Origin of the sequence: Mesorhizobium sp. L-2-11 (assembly GCF_016756595.1) — a bacterium.
Taxonomy (GTDB): Bacteria; Pseudomonadota; Alphaproteobacteria; order Rhizobiales; family Rhizobiaceae; genus Mesorhizobium.
This window is the reverse complement of record NZ_AP023257.1, coordinates 3360136-3377321: the sequence shown is the minus strand read 5'-3', so window position 1 is coordinate 3377321 and position 17186 is coordinate 3360136. Positions and strand designations below refer to the sequence as shown.

15 protein-coding genes are annotated in these 17186 nt (G+C 63.0%); 4 read left to right on the top strand and 11 right to left on the bottom strand.

The window, feature by feature from the left end:
• Window positions 1-28 precede the first annotated feature (28 nt).
• The 8 genes from tatB to JG739_RS16135 form a co-directional block, all read right to left on the bottom strand.
• Window positions 29-706, bottom strand: a complete 678-nt coding sequence (gene tatB, locus JG739_RS16170; protein WP_202362471.1) for a Sec-independent protein translocase protein TatB — start codon at window positions 704-706, stop codon at window positions 29-31.
• Window positions 707-735: 29 nt separating this feature from the next.
• A complete protein-coding gene (locus tag JG739_RS16165; RefSeq protein WP_202362470.1) occupies window positions 736-957 on the bottom strand; it encodes a twin-arginine translocase TatA/TatE family subunit in 222 nt (73 codons plus the stop codon).
• Between the two features lie 178 nt (window positions 958-1135).
• Window positions 1136-1915, bottom strand: coding sequence for an SMC-Scp complex subunit ScpB (gene scpB / locus JG739_RS16160; RefSeq protein ID WP_202362469.1), 780 nt, complete (start codon window positions 1913-1915; stop codon window positions 1136-1138).
• Window positions 1912-2712, bottom strand: coding sequence for a segregation and condensation protein A (locus tag JG739_RS16155; RefSeq protein ID WP_202367489.1), 801 nt, complete (start codon window positions 2710-2712; stop codon window positions 1912-1914). The genes scpB and JG739_RS16155 overlap by 4 nt, the downstream gene beginning before the upstream one ends.
• A 147-nt stretch (window positions 2713-2859) precedes the next feature.
• Entirely contained in the window at window positions 2860-3879 is a 1020-nt protein-coding gene (nagZ, locus tag JG739_RS16150) for a beta-N-acetylhexosaminidase (RefSeq protein WP_202362468.1), read from the bottom strand.
• A gap of 162 nt (window positions 3880-4041) precedes the next feature.
• Entirely contained in the window at window positions 4042-7830 is a 3789-nt protein-coding gene (locus tag JG739_RS16145; RefSeq protein ID WP_202362467.1) for an SPOR domain-containing protein, read from the bottom strand.
• Window positions 7831-7934: 104 nt separating this feature from the next.
• Window positions 7935-9692 carry an arginine--tRNA ligase gene (argS, locus tag JG739_RS16140; RefSeq protein WP_202362466.1) on the bottom strand — a complete coding sequence of 586 codons (1758 nt, stop codon included), beginning with the start codon at window positions 9690-9692 and terminating at the stop codon, window positions 7935-7937.
• A gap of 67 nt (window positions 9693-9759) precedes the next feature.
• Window positions 9760-10974 carry a deoxyguanosinetriphosphate triphosphohydrolase gene (locus JG739_RS16135; RefSeq protein ID WP_202362465.1) on the bottom strand — a complete coding sequence of 405 codons (1215 nt, stop codon included), beginning with the start codon at window positions 10972-10974 and terminating at the stop codon, window positions 9760-9762.
• A gap of 111 nt (window positions 10975-11085) precedes the next feature.
• Between JG739_RS16135 and erpA the strand changes: the two genes are divergently transcribed.
• The 4 genes from erpA to JG739_RS16115 all read left to right on the top strand — a co-directional run bounded on the left by erpA (window position 11086) and on the right by JG739_RS16115 (window position 13020).
• Window positions 11086-11433, top strand: coding sequence for an iron-sulfur cluster insertion protein ErpA (gene erpA / locus JG739_RS16130; RefSeq protein ID WP_202362464.1), 348 nt, complete (start codon window positions 11086-11088; stop codon window positions 11431-11433).
• Window positions 11434-11436: 3 nt separating this feature from the next.
• Entirely contained in the window at window positions 11437-11823 is a 387-nt protein-coding gene (locus JG739_RS16125; RefSeq protein ID WP_202362463.1) for a VOC family protein, read from the top strand.
• A gap of 13 nt (window positions 11824-11836) precedes the next feature.
• Complete coding sequence (xth, locus tag JG739_RS16120; RefSeq protein WP_202362462.1) at window positions 11837-12631, top strand: exodeoxyribonuclease III; 795 nt, start codon at window positions 11837-11839, stop codon at window positions 12629-12631.
• Between the two features lie 98 nt (window positions 12632-12729).
• Window positions 12730-13020, top strand: a complete 291-nt coding sequence (locus tag JG739_RS16115) for a hypothetical protein (protein ID WP_202362461.1) — start codon at window positions 12730-12732, stop codon at window positions 13018-13020.
• Between the two features lie 68 nt (window positions 13021-13088).
• Here the strand turns inward: JG739_RS16115 and JG739_RS16110 are convergent, their stop codons facing one another.
• The 3 genes from JG739_RS16110 to JG739_RS16100 all read right to left on the bottom strand — a co-directional run bounded on the left by JG739_RS16110 (window position 13089) and on the right by JG739_RS16100 (window position 17146).
• Window positions 13089-13925: a tetratricopeptide repeat protein gene (locus JG739_RS16110; protein ID WP_202362460.1), complete on the bottom strand. Its 837-nt coding sequence runs from the start codon at window positions 13923-13925 to the stop codon at window positions 13089-13091.
• Window positions 13912-15636: a dihydroxy-acid dehydratase gene (ilvD, locus tag JG739_RS16105; RefSeq protein ID WP_202362459.1), complete on the bottom strand. Its 1725-nt coding sequence runs from the start codon at window positions 15634-15636 to the stop codon at window positions 13912-13914. The genes JG739_RS16110 and ilvD overlap by 14 nt, the downstream gene beginning before the upstream one ends.
• Window positions 15637-15916: 280 nt before the next feature.
• Window positions 15917-17146, bottom strand: a complete 1230-nt coding sequence (locus JG739_RS16100; protein ID WP_202362458.1) for an OmpP1/FadL family transporter — start codon at window positions 17144-17146, stop codon at window positions 15917-15919.
• Between the last annotated feature and the right edge of the window lie 40 nt (window positions 17147-17186).

Here is a 17186-nt window from a genome sequence, read left to right as displayed (position 1 = left end):
TTGTCGATCTCGTCCTTTTCCGAAATGCTCACTTGGCGGCTCCCGCCGTCTTTTTGGCGGCTGCAGCCGGCTTCTTCACCGCTGCCGGTGCAGGCTTCGGCTCGGCCTTTTTAGCCGCGGTCTTTGTCACAGCAGGTTTTGGCGCTGGCTTCGCTGCGGTCTTGGGGGCTGGCATCGCTTTCGCTGGCGCGCCCTTCGTCTTCGCCGCCGAGGTCTTTTGCGATGCGGCCGGCATCGCCGTCGCGACCGGCGGTGTCACCGAACCATCGGTCATTGCCGGAAAGGTCGGCGCCGCCGGCGCCGCTTCCGGGGCTTTGACGCCCGGCAGCACCGTCGCGCCGTTGTTCAGCTCGGCATCCTGCGTTGAAGCAGCCGGCGCGACCGGGTCTGCAGCCGGCTTCGGCTTCATCACCGCGTCGACGCCTGAACGGACGTCGGCCGCCGCCTGCTCGAACGGGTTGAGCTGTTTCCTGATCTCGGCGGCCGGGTTGAGGCTTCTGAGTGAATCGACCGACTTCTTGACGTCGTCAAGCTCGGCCTCCTTCAGCGCATCGTTGAACTGTTTCTGGAAGTCGGCTGCCATGCCGCGCATCTTCGCCGTCGTGCGGCCGAAAGTGCGCAGCATCTTGGGCAAATCCTTGGGCCCGACGACCACGATCATGACGATCGCGATCACCAGCATCTCGGTCCAGCCGATGTCGAACATGGCGATACGTTCCGACTAAAGTTTTGGGCTCAGCTCTTGCTGGCCTTTTCCTTCGCTGCCGAAACGGTTTCGTCGGCACGGTGCTCGACGGTGCGCTTGTCCTCGGCAACGTCGTCGTCGGCCATGCCCTTCTTGAAGCTCTTGATACCTTTGGCCATGTCACCCATCAGCTCGGGAATCTTGCCGCGACCGAACACCAGCAGCACGATCACCAGCACGATCAGCCAATGCCAAATCGAAAATGAACCCATAACAATCTCTCTCGAAAGTTTTCTCTGACGATGATCTATGCGCTTTCGCGCCGGGATTCAAACATAACCGCGACAGAGTTTATAAATGAGTGGCCGAAGTCACGCAGTTTCGGCGCCGCAGCCCGCTACCTATCGGCGCAGCCGCTAAACACCAATCGCTTTCGGCACGTCTTTGCGATCAATCTTCCTCGACGCGCGGCGTCAACAGGCCGAGTTCCTCAAGGTCGATGTCGGTCAGCGGATCCTCGTCGTCGGTCAGCGCATCCGGGTCGGCCGGCGGCAGCGGAATGGAAAAATTCGACGGCATGCGGCCCGAAAGCAGCCCAGCACCCTTCAATTCCTCCATGCCGGGGAGATCGCGGATCTCCTCCAACGCGAAATGGTCGAGGAAGATGTCTGACGTGCCGTAGGTGACGGGACGGCCGGGCGTGCGGCGCCGGCCGCGCATCTTCACCCATTCGGTTTCCATCAGCGTGTCCAGCGTGCCCTTCGAGGTCTCGACGCCTCTGATATCCTCGATCTCGGCGCGCGTCACCGGCTGGTGGTAGGCGATGATCGCCAGCACTTCGAGCGCCGCACGGGAAAGCTTCTTCTGCTGCACCGTGTCGCGGCTCATCAGGAAAGCGAGATCGCCGGCGGTGCGGAACGCCCAGGCATCGCCAACGCGCACCAGATTGACGCCACGCCGCGCATAAATCTGCTGCAGTTCAGCCATCGCCGCGGCAATATTGATGCCGTCGGGCAGGCGCGCGGCAAGCTGTTTTTCGCTGACCGGTTCGGCGCTGGCGAAAACGATCGCCTCGGCCATGCGCACGGCTTCCGCCATATGCAGCCGCTCGCCGGGATTCTGGGACAGGTTCTGGACCTGGCTTTCTGCCGGCACATCGGCGAGCACGTCGTCTTCGGTCTCGTCTTCGACCTTGAACGGAATGACCGAAGCGTTGGCGCGCTCGCTCATGATGCCACCTCAACTGCCCTGATGCCTTGCGCACGACCGCGCAGGTAGAGCGGCGCGAACACCTCGTCCTGCCGCATTTCCATTTTGCCTTCGCGCACCAGTTCCAGCGTCGCCGCAAACGAACTGGCAACCGCCGTACGCCGCTCGTCCGGGTCGGTCAGATATTCGACCAGGAAACTGTCCAGCGCCGTCCAGTCGGCAAGCGTGCCGATCAGCCTGTTCAGGATGTCGCGCGCATCCTTGAGCGACCACACACCGCGCCTGGCGATCGTCACATTGGTGATCGCCTGCTTCTGGCGTTGCGCCGCATAGGCGGTCAGCAGATCGTAGAGCGAGGCCGAATAGGCGTTGCGTTTCTCGACGATGACCATTTCCGGCATACCGCGGGCGAACACGTCGCGTCCGAGCCGGTTGCGGTTGACCAGGCGTGCCGCCGCGTCGCGCATCGCCTCCAGCCGCTTCAACCGGAATTGCAGCACCGCCGCCAGTTCCTCGCCGCTTTCACCGTCATCGCCGGGTTGCTTGGGGATCAAAAGCTTCGACTTGAGAAACGCCAGCCACGCCGCCATCACCAGATAATCGGCGGCAAGCTCCAGCCTGAGCGCCCTCACCTTTTCGACAAAGGCCAGATATTGCTCGGCCAGCGCCAGGATCGAGATGCGCGACAGATCGACCTTCTGGTTGCGGGCAAGATGCAGCAGAAGATCGAGCGGGCCCTCGAAACCGTCGACATCGACGACCAGCGCGGGATCGCCGGTCAGCCGCGAATCGTCGTTCTCGGCCCAAAGACGGTCCATCGGTGCGGCCTTGCCGGCCTTACTGTCCAACGTTTCCGCCACTTCCTGTCGCGTCCTTTGCTTTTAATCTTCTTGTTTGACCGTGATCTGTTCCGAAAAACCGGCTCCCACTTTTTGCTACGCTGACCTTCGGTTTGGAATCACGGTCTAGGCCACCGCATCGAAATAAGTGGCGAATTCGGCGCGTATCTCGGCTTCATCGGCCCGATCGCGGTTCTTGATATAGGTCAGTGCCCGTTGCGCGCGTTGCAGCGACATGCCTTCAAGCCCCGTTGTGCGCGACGCAATGCCAACCATCTCCTCGAAAACGCCGTTGCAGTGAAGGACCAGATCGCAGCCCGCCGCAAGGATCGCCGCGGCCTTTGTCGGGAAATCCCCAGAAAGTGCCTTCATCGAGGTGTCGTCGCTCATCAGCAGCCCGTCGAAGCCGATTTCGCCGCGGATGATCTCGTCGATGACCTTGCCGGAGATCGTGGCCGGGTTCTTCGGGTCGATCGCGCTGTAGACGACATGTGCTGTCATCGCCATCGGCAAATGATTGAGTTCCCTGAACGGGGCAAAATCATGCCGCTGCAAGTCGCTCATCGAGGCATCGACGGTCGGCAGTTCGAAATGCGTGTCGGCAAAGGCCCGTCCATGTCCGGGAATATGCTTCATCACCGGCAGCACGCCTCCCGACATCAGGCCCTCCGCCGCGGCGCGGCCAAGTTCGATTACGGCGCGGGGCTCTTTGCCATAGGCGCGCGCGCCGATGACGTCGCTGGCGCCCTCGATCGGCACGTCGAGCACCGGCAGGCAATCAGCCGTGATGCCGTAGCGCAGCAGGTCGAAAGCATGCAGCCGCGCCATTAGCCATGCTGCGCGGTTGCCGGCGTCGTGATCGTTGCGCCACAAGGCGCCGAGCGCGCCACCGGCCGGATAATTCGGTGCCAGCGGCGGCCGCAGGCGCTGCACACGGCCGCCTTCCTGGTCGATGAACACCGGAGCGTCCGGGCGCTCGACACAATCGCGCATCGCGGCGACCAGATCGCGGATCTGCTCGGCCTCGCCGATGTTGCGGGCAAACAGGATGAATCCCCACGGGCATTCGTTGCGGTAGAAATTGATTTCCTCGCGTGTGAGCGATTTCCCGGCGCAGCCAAGGATCATGGATTTTGATTCGGTCATGGGCGGGAGTTTAGAGCGTCACGCAGACAAAGGGAATCGCATCGAGCCAAATCGCTCGAGCCGGAATCCCTTCCACACAAAGAACTCGTTCCAACATAGAAAACCGGCGCGGTCACAGACGCGCCGGTTCTTTCGGCCCAAGGGCGGGAGGTTTGAAAACGGTTAGCGCGACACGAAACAATTGCCGCCGGCAGCCTTGTAGTTGGTGCACAAGTTGATCGCATCGTTGCGCGACTTCGCCGGGACGCGGACGCGATAAAACGTCCCCTTGCCGGCGATCTCGGCCTTGACGATGTTGGCCGTGTGGCCGGAGAGCACGCTGCCATAGCGACGCTGCAGATCCTGATAGGTCGACTGGGCGCTTTCGACGGTCGGCTGCGAGGCGATCTGCATCGACCACGAGCCACCGCCGGTCGAGGCCGCCGCATTGATGGACGCGACCTGGTCGGGCTTGACCTCACCGACGACGTCGACCGGCTGGTCGGACGGGCGCTGCGGCGCCACCGGCACCGTGTCCGGCGTGTTGGCGGGCTGGGTGGTTTGGGCTTCAGCCTCAGCCGTGGGCACGGCGGCCAGATTGGCTGCTTCCGGCGTGGCGGCTCCCGGCGCGGCGGTTTCGGCCCGGTCGCCTGCCACTGGGTCGCCCACTGGGGTTCCGCCCAACAGGTCGCCACTTGCCTGGTCGGCAACAGACGGTACGGTACCGGTCTGCGCCGCGTCGCCGGCCTGACCCGCCGGGGCCACAAGCTGCGGCGCCGGATCGACGGGCTCGACGGCAGCCACTTGCGATGCCGCAGGCGCCGGATCCTCGCGCGCAACCAATGAACCATCTGATTTCACCACCATGGTTCTCACCTTGCGTGGCGCAACCGCGACGACATCCGGCTCGGTGCCCTGCTCGGCCTCTTGCAGAACCTGGGCGATACGATCCTCGGACTTGGGTGCCGGCGCGGCGGCGTCGGCATTCCCGACCGCTTGCGTGTCGCCGACCGCTTGCGTGTCGCCGGCCGCCTGCGTGTCGCCGGCCGCCTGCGTGTCGCCGCCGGCCGCATCGGCGGCTTCAGCCGTGTCGATGTCGGGCGAAAGATCGACCACACGGCTCTGCGGCGGCTCCTTGGCGGCCACGTCCACCGGCTCTTCGGTGTTGGTAACCAGTTTTTCCTGGACCGGTTCGGCAGGCCTCGCGCCCCCCTTGGCCACGGCGTCGTAAACCTTGTTGTCCTGGTTCGGCACGACGGTGCCGCCCGGGTTTTCCGGCCTGACCTTGATCGGTGCGTTGTCTGCCTTGACGATCACCGGCGCATCGCTGCCGCCGTTGCCGCCGAAAGACAGCGCGAAGGCGCCGAGACCGCCGGCGACCGCCACGGCGCCGACGACTGCGGCGACCAGCAGGCCGCGGCGCCGGGGCTTCGCGGCATTCTGCTCGGCCAGGCCTGCAACCGACATGGCCTCATCCAGTTCGGGGTCATAGTCGAGTTCGTCCAGGGCAAAGTCGTTGGCTTGCGCTTGCGAAACCGGCCGGCCGCTGGGCAAGTCGCCCAGATCGAAGCCGTTGGCAGCATCGGCGTAAGCCGCACTGACGGGCGCTGTTGCCGGTCTCGCCGCATAGGTCCGCGTTTCAACACGGTCGGGCTGGAACCCGGCCGCTGACTGGAATCCTGCCCCCTGCTGGGGTCCGGCCGCCGGCTCGAATCCTGCCCCCGGCTCATATCCGCCCCCTGGCTTAAATCCGGCCCCCGGCTTGAATCCGGCATTGTAGGATTCGTCGTCATACGCCGCGCTGCGCGCTGGGGCGGCAGCGACATCCACGGCACTCATTTCCGAGAGAAGGCTGGCGAACTCGGTATCGAGATCGTCATAGGCAGGCGCCGGCGGTTCGTCTTCATTGAAGTCGAGTTCCGGAATATCGAGGTCGTCGGCCAGCGCTACGACGCGCTCGGGCACATCGACCGTCTCGACATCAGGCATCTCGTCATATGCAGAGGGCTGTTCGCCTTGCGCCGGCGCAGGTGCCGCATTGGCGGCATCGCCTTCGGCCGGCTCATTCCGATAGGCCGGCTCATCCTGATAGGCCGGCTCATTCTGATAGGAGGGTGCCGCAGCCACTGGTGGTGTCGTTGTTTCTGTGGTCGCCGAAGCCGTTAGCTGGGCTGCAAAGGCAGGCTGCGGCTGTGCGACCGGCGTTACGCGGCTCCACGAACGGGCCGGCGCAGGCGCGACGGAGGGTGCCGCCATCCAGCTGAGCGAATCATTCCGATCCTGTTGTGAAGCGGCCGCAACGTCATCGCCGTCGCCATGATCCAGACCGATGTCCTTGGCGAAGGCGGCGTGCAATGCGTCCTCGTCGAAATCGATATCAGCCGGTCCGGCAGCATCTTCAGCGCCGAAATCATGGCCCTCGAGCCCGTCGAGGAGAACGGTATCGAGATCGGCGTCGGCGGCCTGGACCGCATCATCGTTCGGCTGCTCCGAAGGGTCTTGCTCGTCAAGGCTCCAGACCAGTTCGTCGGTGGAATCCACTGGTTTGCCGGCGGCTTTTCCAGCCGCAACTACAGGTTGCTGAACCATGGCGGCCGCGGACGCTGCCACTGGGGCAGCCCGTGTGCTCATGGTGCCCAACAGCGCGTTCAATTCGTCTTCGAGGCTCCGCTCCTCAGCGACGGGAGCTGGCGCTACCGGCTGAGCCACGGCGGCTGGCGCCGTCGGTTGGGCTGCAATGCCGGGGGCCTGCGTAGCCGGCTCCTCGGCTTCCCCGGCAAGCGCGTCGTCGAAGCTCAGTTCAAAATCGTCGTCGAACGCAGGTTCCGGGGTCGCCGCGGAAGGCTCGTCGTCCGTGGCGGCGATAGCCTCCGGTCCGTCAATTTCTGGCTCGTCGATTTCGACCGGTTCAGCCGTGCGAATGTCGAAATCCAAGTCGACGTCATCCGCGTCGACGTCATCATCCATCGCGACGTCGGCCATGGTGTCGTGGTCGGCAAAGACTTCATCGGACTCGTCCGAAACGGCCCGAACAGGCGCAGCAGGCGCTTCAACAGCGGCCTCGATCGGCTCAAGTTCGTCGAGCATCAGATCGTCTTCGAGCGAGCTTGCGACGGCGCTTTCGAATTCATCGTCGAAGGCTGGTTCGGCGGCCGGCGCGGAGACGTCGGCGGCTTCGGCAGCCTGCTCCACCGGCACGTGCTCGTCGAGCATCAGGTCGTCTTCGAGCGAGCTTGCGACGGCGTTGTCGAATTCATCGTCGAAAGCGGGTTCGGCGGCCGGCGCCGAGATGTCGGCGGCTTCGGCCGCCTGCTCCACCGGCACGTGCTCGTCGAGCGTCAGCTCGTCTTCGAGCGAGCTTGCGACGGCGTCGTCGAATTCATCGTCGAACGCGGGTTCGGCGGCCGACGCGGCAGTATTCTGTTCGGCCCCGTCCGCCGTATCGTCGTCCAGTCGGAAATCCTGTTCGAGCGACGCGGCAGGCTCGTCGTTAACCGGCAAATCGTCTTCGAATGGCGACACGTCTTCGAGCGAACTGGCGAGCGCATCATCGAAATCGTCGTCGAAAGCAGCTTCAACAGCCGGCGTGAATGCTCCGGCAACGCCAGGGCGTACATCGTCGGCATCGGCGGTTTCGTCTGCCGCATCGTCGTCCAGCAGGAGATCCTGTTCGAGCGACGCGACAAGCGCGTCGTCGATTGGGTCAGTGGCAGCCGGGTCGAAAGCCGGCTCGCGACGTTCGGTTGCGCCGTCATTGTCGTCGGCGCCGAATTCGCCCATCAACTCCTTCTCGAGGTCGATGCCGAAATCGCCGTCGTCCGCCGGCTGACTTGCTGCGGCCGGCGCCGAATGGGCCTGCGGCTTAACCGGCTGGCGCGGGTCGAACCCCATGATCCTGGTCAGTTCCGCGAACGGATCATCGTCGGCGATATCGTTTTGGGCGGCTGCTTTCAGCTGGGTTCTGTCTGCCATTATTGTTCCCGAACTCGCACTCATTCGGACGCCGTGGACGTCGCGCAGGGTTGGCCCTTACCAGCGCAATGTGGGCAAAAGGTGACAGGTTTTTTAGTCAAAACCTAACGCATTTCGGTGGGCGCATCGGCTCCGATCAGCGTCAGGCCGGACGTCAAAACATCCGAAACAGCCTGCACCAGCCCTAGTCTGGCATGGGTCAATTGTCGGTCGTTAACCTTAACAAAACGTAAGTCGGGATTTTCGGTACCGCGGTTCCAATGTCCGTGGAAGCTGGAGGCGAGATCGTAGAGGTAGAATGCCAGCCGGTGCGGCTCGAGCGCAAGTGCCGCGGATTCGATCAGCCGCGGATATTCGGCAAGCTTCCTGATCAGGCCGATCTCGCCTTCGTCGGTCAGCGAAGCGGTGGCCGCGGCCAACCGATTGCGGTCGAAATTGGCCTCGCCCAACTGTTCGCTCGCTTGCCGGAACACCGAATGGCAGCGCGCCGAGGCATACTGCACGTAGAACACCGGATTGTCCTTCGACTGCTCGGTCACCTTGGCGAAGTCGAAATCGAGCGGCGCATCGTTCTTGCGGTAGAGCATCATGAAGCGGATCGGGTCGCGGCCGACCTCCTCCACCACTTCGCGCAGCGTTACGAAATCGCCCGACCGCTTGGACATGCGCACCGGCTCGCCCTCGCGAAAAAGTTTTACCAACTGGCAAAGCAGCACGGTAAGCTTCACCTGGTCGCCGGAAATCGCCCTGGCAAGCGCTTCCAGGCGCTTCACATAGCCGCCATGATCGGCGCCAAGCACATAGATCAGCTCGACGAAACCGCGATCGACCTTGTCTTTCAGATAGGCGACATCAGCGGCAAAATAGGTGAAGGTGCCGTCCGACTTGACCAGCGCCCGGTCCATGTCGTCGCCGACCGCCGTCGAGCGGAACAGCGTCTGCTCGCGATCCTCCCAGTCGTCCGGCTTCTCGCCCTTGGGCGGCGGCAGCTTGCCCTTATAGATATGGCCCTTGAGCGTCAGGTCGTTGATCGCCGAGCGGATTTTCCTGGCGTGGTCGGCGTGCAGGGTGCGCTCCGAGAAAAAGACGTCGTGATGCACATTGAGCAGCGCCAGATCGTCACGGATCATCGCCATCATCGCGTCGATGGTCCGGTCCTTGACAATGGCAAGCGCTTCCTCGTCCGGCATCAGCAGCAAGGAACGGCCAAATTCGCTCGCCAGAGCCTGACCGACCGGCACGAGATAGTCGCCCGGATAGAGCCCGGCCGGAATCTCGCCGATGGCGTCGCCCAGCGCCTCGCGGTAACGCAGCATGGCAGAGCGGCCGAGCACGTCGATCTGCGAACCAGCGTCGTTGATGACATATTCCTTGGTCACGTCGTAACCGGCGAAGGCCATCAGATTGGCGAGCGCATCACCCACCACGGCGCCGCGGCAATGGCCGACATGCATCGGTCCGGTCGGGTTGGCCGAGACATATTCGACGTTGGCTTTCTTGCCGCCGCCGACCGTCGAGCGGCCGTAATTGCGGCCTTCGCCGAGCAGCCCAGTCAGGTGCACCTGCCAGAACGCGTCCTTGAGCCTGAGATTGACGAAGCCCGGGCCGGCAACGTCTGCAGCGGCGATGTCCGGGTCGGCGCGCAGCGCTTGCGCCAGCCTTTCAGCCAGTGCGCGCGGCGGCTGGCCGGTCGGCTTGGCCAGCACCATTGCCGCATTGGTCGCGAGGTCGCCATGGCTGGCGTCGCGCGGCGGCTCGACGGCGATGCGCGACAAGTCCAGCGAACCGCCGTCTTTGTCTTTCAAATCAAGCGCTTCGACGGCCTTTATAATTCGCGCGTTGAAATCGGCGAAGATGTTCATTGGTGTGGCTCTGGCTCTGACGGCTTTGCGGGAAACCGGTCTATTGGCCGGCAAAATCGAGCCCCGCCTAGCTTAATTCAGGCGTATGGTCAAACAAACGGCGGTGTTCTTTCAAAGCATAGGTATCCGTCATGCCCGCCAGGAAATCGGCGACGCTGCGCGCCTTGATGCGATCGTCAGCCCGGTCGAGCCCTTCGCGCCAGCCATCGGGCATGGCGCGCGGATCGGCGAAATAGACCTCGAACAGGTCGTTGACGATCTGCTCGGCCTCGTTACGCACGCGCATGACTTCGCTGTGGCGATAGAGATGCTTGTACAGAAAGGCCTTCAATTGCTTTTCGAACGCGGCCATTTCGGCAGAAAAGGTCACCATCGTCTCGCCTGCCGCCCTCACCGCGTCGGCGCTGTCCGGCTTGATGCGGGCCAAATTGGCGGTGGTGGAGACGATGACGTCCTCGACCATCATCGTAATCTGCCGGCGCATCAGTTCGTGCCCTGTCCTCACATCGTCCAGCGCCGGATAGCGCTGACGCACGCTGTCGAGGATCGAGCCGGGCAGCGAGACCTTTTCCAGCATGTCGAGCTTCAGAAGGCCCGACCTCAGGCCGTCGTCGATGTCATGGCTGTTGTAAGCTATGTCGTCGGCGATCGCCGCGCACTGCGCCTCGATGCCGGCGAAGCGGTCGAGTTCGAGGTCGTGCAGCTCCGAATAGTCGCGGATCGCTTGCGGCACCGGCCCCTTCAGCCCGTTTCCGCTGGCGTCGGTCAGCGGTCCGTTGTGCTTGACCAGCCCCTCCAGCGTCTCCCAGGTGAGGTTCAGCCCATCGAATTCGGCATAGCGGCTCTCCAGCCGCGTCACCACGCGCAGCGATTGCGCATTGTGGTCGAAACCGCCCCAGGCCGCCATCTTCTCGTTCAGCGCGTCCTCGCCGGTATGGCCGAAGGGCGTATGACCGAAATCGTGCACCAGCGCCACCGCCTCTGCCAGGTCCTCGTCGCCGCGCAGCGCCCGCGCCAGGGCGCGCGCGATCTGCGCCACCTCGATCGAATGCGTCAGCCGGGTGCGGTAATGGTCGCCCTCATGCGCGACGAACACCTGCGTCTTGTGCTTCAGCCGGCGGAAGGCCGTCGAATGAATGATGCGGTCGCGGTCGCGCTGGAACGGCGTGCGGGTCGGGCTCTCCACCTCGTCGAACAGCCGCCCGCGCGACTTTGCCGGATCGCAGGCATAGGCGGCGCGCGGCCGATAACCAAATCCGATGTCGCCCAACTCATTCGTCATCGCCCCAACCAATTTCCATGGCCCCAACCAATTTCCATGGTCTATGCCGCAGTTGACTTGCCCCCTCGAGCTTCATACCTATCATGTGAAACCGAATGCAAGGTGACGCCCATGGGCGCTGACGCCAAGACCGCCATGAAAATCGAGATGACCGACGCCGCCGCCAGGCGGATTGCCAAGATTGTATCTGGCGAAACCGGCAAGACGGCGCTGCGCGTTTCGGTCGAGGGCGGCGGCTGTTCCGGCTTTTCCTACAAGTTCGATCTGGTCGACACCCGCAACGATGACGACGTCGCCATCGAGAAGGACGGCGCCACGGTGCTGATCGATGACCTCTCGCTGGTCTATATGGGTGGCTCGGTGATTGATTTCGTCGACGATCTGATGGGCCAGTCGTTCCAGATCAGGAACCCGAATGCGGTCGCCTCGTGCGGCTGCGGCACCAGCTTCAGTATTTAGAGAATGCCTACCATTAGCGCGGTCCGTCAGGTCGCGCTTTCAGCCGGACGCGATCTCGATGCAACGCTGGCGTTCTGGCATGACGTGCTCGGCATGACAGTGCACGTGCGCTTCGATCCGCCCGGCATCGCCTTCATCATGGCCGGCGACGTGCGTCTGCTGTTCACCGACGGCCTGCCGGCCGGCACCGTCTATCTCGACATTTCGGGCCTTGACGATTTCTACGCCTCGGCAAAAGCCGCCGGTGTCCCCTTCACCGCGCCGCCGATGCTCGTCCACCGCGATACCGAGGGCCTGTTCGGGCCGGCGGGGGAAAGCGAATGGATGGCCTTCCTAAAGGATCCGGCAGGCAATACGATCGGCCTCGTCGAACGCCATCCGCCTGAATAGCAATGAGGCCGTCATGAAAATCGTCACCTGGAACATCAACGGCGTTCGGGCCCGCATCGGCAATTTGACCCATTGGCTGACGGAAAGCGCGCCTGATATCGCCTGCCTGCAGGAGATCAAGACGGCCGATGAGCAGTTTCCGCGGGCCGAGATCGAGGCGCTTGGCTACAACGTCGAAATCTATGGCCAAAAGGGTTTTAACGGCGTCGCCATCCTGTCGAAGCTGCGCTTCGACGAGGTTATCAGAGGCTTGCCGGGCGACGATACGGATGAGCAGGCCCGTTTCATCGAGGGCGTGTTCTCGACCGACAAGGGCGCGTTGCGCGTTGCCTCGCTCTATTTGCCGAACGGCAACCCGATCGATGACGAGAAGAAGTTCTCCTACAAGCTTTCCTGGATGGCGCGGCTCGAGCGCTGGGCCGAGGAAAGGCTCGCGCTCGAAGAGGCCCTGGTGTTGGCCGGCGACTACAATGTCATCCCCGAACCGATTGATGCGAAATTCCCGGAGAACTGGCTCGGCGATGCGCTGTTCCAGCCGCAGACCAGGCAGGCGTTCCGCCGGCTGAAGAACCTCGGCTTCACCGAAGCCGTGCGCGCGGTCACCGACTCGCCGGACATTTTTACGTTCTGGGACTATCAGGCCGGCGCCTGGCAGAAGAACAACGGCATCCGCATCGATCACTTGCTGCTCTCGCCCGAGGCCGCCAATCGCTTTTCCTCGGCCTCGATCGAAAAGCACGTGCGCGCCTGGGAAAAACCCTCGGATCACGTGCCGGTGGCCATCGAATTGGGTTTTGCGCCAATCTGATCATTTCGGGGCCCGAACCGCCGGATTCCCGGTTGATAGACCGTCATATCGCCACAATCGGGGTTTCCGCTGCAATCCGGGTTCGGCCGGGGTTCAGGATGACGATCAGATTTGCGATTTGCCCATGTGCCGCCGCGCTCGCCCTCGCGGCGACGCCGGCGTTGGCCGACCCGGCATGCCTGGCCAACAGAACATCCTTCCAGATCGGCCAGGTCGCCTGCCTGACGCTTTCCGGCCGGAGCCATCTCGCCCGCTGCGACATGGTGCTCAACAACACGTCATGGACAAAGATCAAGGACGATTGTCCTAAAACCACGCTGGCGCCGCCGGCCACGCCGGTTTCAACGCCGGAGTCCGGTCCCGTCGAGACGCAACCGACCGAGAATTGATCTCGACTTTTTCGAGATCCCACCCTTCCTGACTATTAACCACCCTTTCCTGGCTGTTGGCTACACGACTATCGGTCGCCGCCGCCCTTGGTGAGGATGTCGTCGGCCAGCGAAATCGCGGTGCGGCGGTCGGCCTCGCCCGCAGCGGCAAACGCCTCTTCCTGCATGCCGCGTATCCATGGCTGGTCGGAAGGCGCGGCCCGTTCGAGCGCCGCGGTCATCATCGCCAGCCCCCGAACGATCTTGCCGCTCTGGAAGAGCAGGTGGCCGAGCGTCGCCTGCGCACCGGCATGGCCTTTTTCCGCAGCGAGTTGGAACCAGCGTCCGGCCTGCTTGATGCTCGCCTTGACGCCGCCCTTGCCATTCAGGAAGATCTGGCCCATCTCGAACTGGGCATTCGGGTTGCGGTAGTTGGCGGCGGCGCGCATGTAGTACTCCTGGGCCGCCACCTCGTTCTCTTTGATCGGGCTGCCGGGGATGCCCGTCCTCAGATAGTCGCCGAGCGCCACCAGCGCATCAGAGACATAGCTCTCTTCCGGCGAACCGGGCTCGACGTCCTGATCGACGATCTCGCTGAAGAACTTGAACGCCGCGTAATCGTCGCGCTCGACGCCGTCACCCTCGGCATACATGCGCGCAAGCTTCCAGGTGGCGCCGATCTGGCCGTTTTCGGCCGCGTATTTATAAGCTTCCGCAGCCTGCTCCTTGCGGCCGTTCTTGTATGCGGAGAAGCCGAACTGGAACACTGCCCACGGGCTCGACTTCGGCTTTACGCCGGTCTTGTCGTCGAACACCTTGTCGTCGAAGGCCATGGCCTGGCCCGCGGCGCCCAAGGTCGCGCCGAACGTGGCGATCGCGACCAGTGCCGAAAAGACAGACAGCCTCAGCAACTCAGATATCCGCATAACAATGTGTTTCTCTCGCACCACCGGGATGGGTGACCGCCCCGTCGCGGGCAGGCCCTACCGTTTGTGCATATTTCCAGATCGCGCCCGACTGATAGTCGGTCGCGCGCGCCTTCCATGCTTTTGCCCTGGTCGCCAGTTCGGTGTCGGACAGCGCCACCTCGATGGTGCCGTTCACCGCGTCGATCGAGATCAAGTCGCCATCCCTGAGCAGCCCGATCGGGCCACCCACGGCGGCTTCCGGCCCGACATGGCCGATGCAGAAGCCGCGCGTCGCGCCCGAAAAACGCCCGTCGGTGATGAGAGCCACCTTGCCGCCCATGCCCTGGCCATAGAGAGCCGCCGTCGTCGATAGCATTTCGCGCATGCCCGGACCGCCGCGCGGTCCCTCGTAGCGGATCACGAGGACCTCGCCTTCGCTGTAGCTGCGATCCGTAACCGCCTGGAAACATTCCTCTTCCGAATCGAAGCAGCGCGCCGGGCCAGAGAATTTAAGCTCCGACATGCCCGCGACCTTCACGATCGCGCCTTCGGGGGCAAGGTTTCCCTTCAAGCCCACGACGCCACCCGTTTGGGTGATTGGTCGGTTGGCGGGACGGACCACATCCTGGCTAACATTCCAGGCAACGTGCTCCATATTTTCGGCTAAAGTGCGGCCGGTCACGGTCAGGCAGTCGCCGTGCAGATAGCCGTGGTCGAGCAACGTCTTCATCAACAGCGGAATGCCGCCGGCTTCGAACATGTCCTTGGCGACATATTTGCCGCCCGGCTTCAGGTCGGCGATATAAGGCGTCTTCTCGAAGATCCTGGCGACGTCGAAGAGATCGAACTTTATCCCGGCCTCATGCGCGATCGCCGGCAAATGCAGTGCCGCGTTGGTCGAGCCGCCGGTGGCCGAGACCACGGTCGCCGCATTCTCCAGCGCCTCCAGAGTGACGATGTCGCGCGGGCGGATATTTTTTGCGATCAGCTCCATGATCTTTTCGCCGGAGGCGAAATTGAAGCGGTCGCGCATCTCATAAGGCGCCGGCGCCCCGCAGGAATAGGGCAGCGCCAGCCCGATGGCCTCGGCGACGGTGGCCATGGTGTTGGCGGTGAACTGGGCGCCGCAGGAGCCGGCCGACGGACAAGCGGCTTGCTCGATTTCGAGGAGTTCGGCGTCGCCGATCGCGCCGACCGAGTGCTGGCCGACGGCCTCGAACACATCCTGCACGGTAATCTGTCGGCCCTTGTAGGAACCGGGCAGGATCGAGCCGCCATAGATGAAGATCGACGGCACGTTGAGCCGCACCATGGCCATCATCATGCCGGGCAGCGACTTGTCGCAACCGGCAAGGCCGACCAGCGCATCGTAGCAATGGCCGCGCATGGTGAGCTCGACCGAATCGGCGATGACCTCGCGCGACACCAGCGACGATTTCATGCCCTGGTGGCCCATGGCGATGCCGTCCGTGACGGTGATGGTGCAGAACTCGCGCGGCGTGCCGTTAGCCGCGGCGACGCCCTTCTTGACCACCTGCGCCTGGCGCATCAGCGAAATGTTGCAGGGTGCCGCCTCGTTCCAGCAGCTCGCGACGCCGACCAGCGGCTGCGCGATCTCGGCCGCCGACAAACCCATCGCATAAAGATAGGAGCGGTGCGGCGCGCGCGCCGGACCGACGGTCACATAGCGGCTAGGCAGCTTGGCCTTGGAGATGACTTTGGCGTTCATACTCTTCCCTTGCCGCGAGCGGTGCGACCTGCCCCATTGCCGAGCCTTTTGGCACATACCCTGGGACGAATTCGAGGTGCGCCGGGTTTATGGCGGGAAGTAGGCAATGTCGGCGGGCGCGGTTGTGGCAGCGAGGGTTGCCCGGAAACTGTTGCCAAAACATCACGATCGCGTGAGGCAGAGGGACGCGGCGTCGTTGCACGCCGCTTGGTCGCCGGGCAAGCCCCTCAAGCAAAAAGGCCGGGCATAGCCCGGCCTTTTTGCCATTGAAAACAGACGATTAGAACTTGACCTTAACTAAAGCTGAGCCGGCAAGGAGCAGATCGTCGTCATATGTGTAGGTGACGGCATTTGCGGTGTCGCCAACGCCGGTGAAAGTCGACGACCCACTGGTCAGGACACCGATCGAGCCACCAAGTCTGACCTCGATCTTGTCGTTCGGCGAATAGGAGATGCCGCTGGCGACGGACCAGGTATCCGACTGATAGCCCGACGTCGTCGAGGTTCCACGATCCCAGGTCAGCGAAACCGCGGCCGACAATTGGTCAGTGAACTTATGCGCTATGCCACCCGCGACAGTCCAGCCGTCGCGATAAAGCAGATCGAAGGAAACTGGCGAGGGAGCACCGGTTACAGGGCTGCGAACACCTTGGATCGGAATGATGCCAAGCTTGCTCCATTCCTGCCAGCGGATCGAACCAAACGCCAGCCAGCCGGGCGCTATACCGCTCTGCAGCTTGAGTTCCACAGCCTGGGGTATTTCGGCCGAGGCGGACACAGGAAACACTCCGGTAGCGCCTGGAATCAGATCCGCTGGAAAGGCACCCCTAAACCCGGTCGTATCAACGGTTCCCGACAGTTCGTCATATTTGTAGCTCGAAGAGTACACCAGGCTTGCGCGCAAGGCGATTTCGGGAATTTCATAGGCGGCGCCAGCACGCCAGCCCCACGCCTCGTCGGAAAGCTGGAACTTGCCGAGGCCGGTATTGCCGAAGGCCAGCAAGGTCTGGCGCGACAGAAATGCATCGACCTCCTGATAGGAGATCCCGCCGATGAACCGCAGCGCGCCCTTGCCGACATTCACCTTGTAGGAGCAGGTAAGGCCGAAATCATTTGTTCTGACGTAGTATTCGACCGCGGATGGCGAATAGGCGTTGTTCATTCCGAAGTCCGCCTCCGCGCCAAACGGTTCCGTATAGGTCGCAAGGCAATCCACTGGTTCAAAAATGTTGGCCTTGATGCCGATGCGCGGCACCGCATAGTCGCCACCAACGTCCACGGACGAAGACGACAACGCAACCGGGTTTGGCGGGGAATCCAGGCGCTGCACATTCTTCAGTGTGCGCTGTGGCGAAACATAGGTGACGCCGGCGTCGATCGAATATGGCACGGCATCGAACAACTGGTCGATGTTGACACCGCCCCGGTCGAAGCCGCCGGCGTTGGCAACGCCCGATGTCAATAGCGAAAAGCACCCCGCCCCCAGCGCTTTCAGACGCAAATTGTTCATGAATCTCTTCCCCTAGTACGAATGGACTAAGCTAGACCCA

Bases quoted from the DNA above. Each gene is read 5' to 3' on its own strand.
- tatB (WP_202362471.1), bottom strand. From the start codon at position 706: ATGTTCGACATCGGCTGGACCGAGATGCTGGTGATCGCGATCGTCATG.
- JG739_RS16165 (WP_202362470.1), bottom strand. From the start codon at position 957: ATGGGTTCATTTTCGATTTGGCATTGGCTGATCGTGCTGGTGATCGTG.
- scpB (WP_202362469.1), bottom strand. From the start codon at position 1,915: ATGAGCGAGCGCGCCAACGCTTCGGTCATTCCGTTCAAGGTCGAAGAC.
- JG739_RS16155 (WP_202367489.1), bottom strand. From the start codon at position 2,712: ATGGACCGTCTTTGGGCCGAGAACGACGATTCGCGGCTGACCGGCGAT.
- nagZ (WP_202362468.1), bottom strand. From the start codon at position 3,879: ATGACCGAATCAAAATCCATGATCCTTGGCTGCGCCGGGAAATCGCTC.
- JG739_RS16145 (WP_202362467.1), bottom strand. From the start codon at position 7,830: ATGGCAGACAGAACCCAGCTGAAAGCAGCCGCCCAAAACGATATCGCC.
- argS (WP_202362466.1), bottom strand. From the start codon at position 9,692: ATGAACATCTTCGCCGATTTCAACGCGCGAATTATAAAGGCCGTCGAA.
- JG739_RS16135 (WP_202362465.1), bottom strand. From the start codon at position 10,974: ATGACGAATGAGTTGGGCGACATCGGATTTGGTTATCGGCCGCGCGCC.
- erpA (WP_202362464.1), top strand. From the start codon at position 11,086: ATGGGCGCTGACGCCAAGACCGCCATGAAAATCGAGATGACCGACGCC.
- JG739_RS16125 (WP_202362463.1), top strand. From the start codon at position 11,437: ATGCCTACCATTAGCGCGGTCCGTCAGGTCGCGCTTTCAGCCGGACGC.
- xth (WP_202362462.1), top strand. From the start codon at position 11,837: ATGAAAATCGTCACCTGGAACATCAACGGCGTTCGGGCCCGCATCGGC.
- JG739_RS16115 (WP_202362461.1), top strand. From the start codon at position 12,730: ATGACGATCAGATTTGCGATTTGCCCATGTGCCGCCGCGCTCGCCCTC.
- JG739_RS16110 (WP_202362460.1), bottom strand. From the start codon at position 13,925: ATGCGGATATCTGAGTTGCTGAGGCTGTCTGTCTTTTCGGCACTGGTC.
- ilvD (WP_202362459.1), bottom strand. From the start codon at position 15,636: ATGAACGCCAAAGTCATCTCCAAGGCCAAGCTGCCTAGCCGCTATGTG.
- JG739_RS16100 (WP_202362458.1), bottom strand. From the start codon at position 17,146: ATGAACAATTTGCGTCTGAAAGCGCTGGGGGCGGGGTGCTTTTCGCTA.